Source organism: Lishizhenia sp. (genome assembly GCF_057456495.1).
The window spans coordinates 1-2,868 of record NZ_JBVCPV010000276.1; the positions used below are offsets into that span (position 1 = coordinate 1).

General features: G+C 36.8%; 4 protein-coding genes. 3 read left to right on the forward strand and 1 reads right to left on the reverse strand.

What is annotated here, in order from left to right:
* The first annotated feature begins 592 nt into the window (after window positions 1-592).
* From AC22ZQ_RS13965 to AC22ZQ_RS13975, 3 genes are all read left to right on the forward strand, one after another.
* A complete protein-coding gene (locus tag AC22ZQ_RS13965; RefSeq protein ID WP_318959376.1) occupies window positions 593-1,831 on the forward strand; it encodes an aminotransferase class V-fold PLP-dependent enzyme in 1,239 nt (412 codons plus the stop codon).
* A gap of 73 nt (window positions 1,832-1,904) precedes the next feature.
* Entirely contained in the window at window positions 1,905-2,315 is a 411-nt protein-coding gene (locus AC22ZQ_RS13970) for a SufE family protein (RefSeq protein WP_318959377.1), read from the forward strand.
* Between the two features lie 9 nt (window positions 2,316-2,324).
* Entirely contained in the window at window positions 2,325-2,567 is a 243-nt protein-coding gene (locus tag AC22ZQ_RS13975; protein ID WP_318959378.1) for a hypothetical protein, read from the forward strand.
* Here AC22ZQ_RS13975 and AC22ZQ_RS13980 read toward each other — a convergent pair.
* Window positions 2,556-2,868: hypothetical protein (locus tag AC22ZQ_RS13980; RefSeq protein WP_318959379.1), on the reverse strand; the 313-nt coding region annotated here is incomplete at its 5' end. The two genes, AC22ZQ_RS13975 and AC22ZQ_RS13980, sit on opposite strands and share 12 nt — an antisense overlap.

The window sequence follows — 2,868 nt, forward strand, 5'->3', positions numbered from 1 at the left end:
AAAAGAGAATATTTCTAAAGGGGGTATTGTGAAAGATGTAAAGCTATATCCAGGGGTCATTGAAAAAGTGCAGAAATTGGCTGTGTTAAGTAATTTTATTTACCAAGATCATACAGAGAGTCCTATCCTAGGAGGGAATGGGAACCGTGAATTTTTAATGCATTTGAAACGTAAGTAGAAGGGTTTGTAAAGTTAAAGATACGGTCTGTTGTATCGTTTATCTCGACTCCGCACCATAACTTATTATTCTGCTGCTTTGAATGAATGTTATGTGTTGCTCAATTGAGTTATAACACTCATTTACATGATGTCTGCCGTTGATTATGGATAACATTTCTAAGTAGTTTAAACCAAGGTTATCAAGCTAATTCATATTATCAAGATGCAGATTATGTAACCCTTCAAAGTTGCCCTATTCAAATTTTCGACAACCATTATTCCTGGATTTTTCAACCGAGGTTATCGAGCGAAGTGGAGATGCCGAAGTAAGAAGTGTTAATTCTTCGCCAACTCTAATTGTCGACCACCATCATTTACCGAACTTTTCTCTTTAGAATCATTTCAAATAAGAAAGCTTGTTTATCTTTGTAGCATGGAAAAACTGGCTGTACAGAAAGGATTTAATGTAGAAGAGGTTCGTAAGGATTTCCCTATTTTACAAACGAAAGTTTACGATAAAAACTTAATCTATTTAGATAACGGTGCAACTGCGCAAAAGCCGCAAGTTGTTATCGACGCTATAGATACCTTTTATGCAAAGGAAAATGCAAATATTCACCGTGGAGTACACTTCTTAAGTCAACACTCTACTGGTTTGTATGAGGAAGCCAGGAATACCATTCAGCGTTACATCAATGCAGAAAACAGTCATCAAGTTTTATTTACAAAAGGAACTACAGATAGTATTAATCTCGTAGCCTTTTCATTTGGAGAATTGGTGAACGAAGGAGATGAAATTATCATTTCTGCTATGGAACACCATTCTAACATAGTGCCATGGCAAATGTTGTGTGAGCGAAAAGGTGCAGTTTTAAAAGTGATTCCTATGTCAACAAAAGGTGAGCTTGACTTAGCGGCTTACCAAAGTATGTTGAATGAGAAAACCAAATTGGTGAGTGTTACACATATATCTAATGCATTAGGTACGGTGAATCCTGTAAAAGAAATGATCGCTCAGGCACATGCTGTTGGAGCCAAGTTCTTGGTGGATGGTGCACAAAGTATGCAACACACCACTGTTGATGTTCAAGGTTTAGATTGTGATTTTTATGCTTTTTCTGGACATAAAGTATTTGGACCAACAGGAGTAGGTATTTTGTACGGTAAGGAAGAGGTTTTAAATGCTATGCCTCCTTACCAAGGTGGAGGAGACATGATCAAAACAGTGACTTTTGAAAAAACTACCTACAACGAATTACCGCACAAGTTTGAAGCGGGTACGCCTAACATTGTTGGAGGTATTGCTTTAGGTACTGCCTTTGAATATTTATCAACCTTCGATTTTGAAGCTGTTGAAGCGTACGAAAAAGACTTATTGGAGTATGCTACTGCTGAATTGAAAAAGATACCAGAAATAGAGTTTTACGGTGAGGCAGAAAACAAAGTAAGTGTAATTTCTTTCTTGGTGAAAGGTCAGCACCCATATGATGTAGGGTCTTTATTGGATAAATTGGGTATCGCCGTAAGAACAGGACACCACTGTGCGCAGCCTGTAATGGATTTCTACAGTATTCCGGGTACCATAAGAGCATCTTTTGCTTTTTATAATACCAAGGAGGAGGTAGATATTTTAATCGCTGGTTTAAAGCGTGTAATTACTATGTTGAGTTAAGACCTTGACCAAGAAGAAAAAACTCAACGATTCTAGGATTTAATTAATTGTGAATCTTCATTAATTTTACAGCATGTCAATAAAAGCAAAAGAAGAAGAGATAGTAGACGAATTCGCGATTTACTCCGATTGGATGGAGAAATACGAATACATTATAGAATTGGGGAAAGACCTTCCTTTAATTGATGAAAAGTACAAAGTAGAGGAGAAGTTGATCAAAGGGTGTCAATCACAAGTGTGGTTGCATGCGGAGAAAGAAGGAGATGTAATGAAGTTTACAGCAGATTCAGATGCTATCATTACGAAAGGTATCATTGCTCTTTTAATCCGTGTTTTAGACAATGAATCTCCAGCGGATGTTGCAAAAGCAGATTTAGCATTTTTAAAAGAGATAGGTTTGCAAGAACATTTATCACCAACACGTGCCAATGGATTGGTAAGTATGGTGAAGAAAATGAAAATGGAAGCGATACAAAATGCCTAAACTATTCAGATGAATAAAAAGATATTGATCATAGCATTAGGGGGACTTATGTCCCTCTTTTCATGTAAAAACCAAGCAGCAAGTGATGCTGTTGAACGTTATTGTAATTGTTTAAGCGAAAATGTAAATGACCCTGCAGGACGCATGGTGTGTATTGATATGATGGACAGCTTGCAGCGAGCATTTGCTCATCAGCCAAGAGTATTAAATCAAATTGTGGAGGAGACAGAAGACTGTCAATTAAGCTTCTAACTTTTCTAAGAAACGGTAAAGATTTTCATTTTTACTAACTTCAGGATTACCTAACACAACCACATTTTTACAGTTATTGCGCTCTATCCACATCTGGAAATTAGTAACCGTAGCTGTAAGCGTACCGTTAATGTCTACTTTATGAGCAGGAATGTTGCTTTTATCTAGGCTAGAAATAATTTCTTCAGAATCTTTAGAGATGTCATGATTTTCATGGAATAAAAGTATTCCATCAACAACTTCGTGAAGTTCATCGTTTTTTCCATCCAATAGATTTACAGGGAGGTCTAGCTTGTCAGAC

Bases quoted from the DNA above. Each gene is read 5' to 3' on its own strand.
- AC22ZQ_RS13965 (WP_318959376.1), top strand. From the start codon at position 593: ATGGAAAAACTGGCTGTACAGAAAGGATTTAATGTAGAAGAGGTTCGT.
- AC22ZQ_RS13975 (WP_318959378.1), top strand. From the start codon at position 2,325: ATGAATAAAAAGATATTGATCATAGCATTAGGGGGACTTATGTCCCTC.
- AC22ZQ_RS13970 (WP_318959377.1), top strand. From the start codon at position 1,905: ATGTCAATAAAAGCAAAAGAAGAAGAGATAGTAGACGAATTCGCGATT.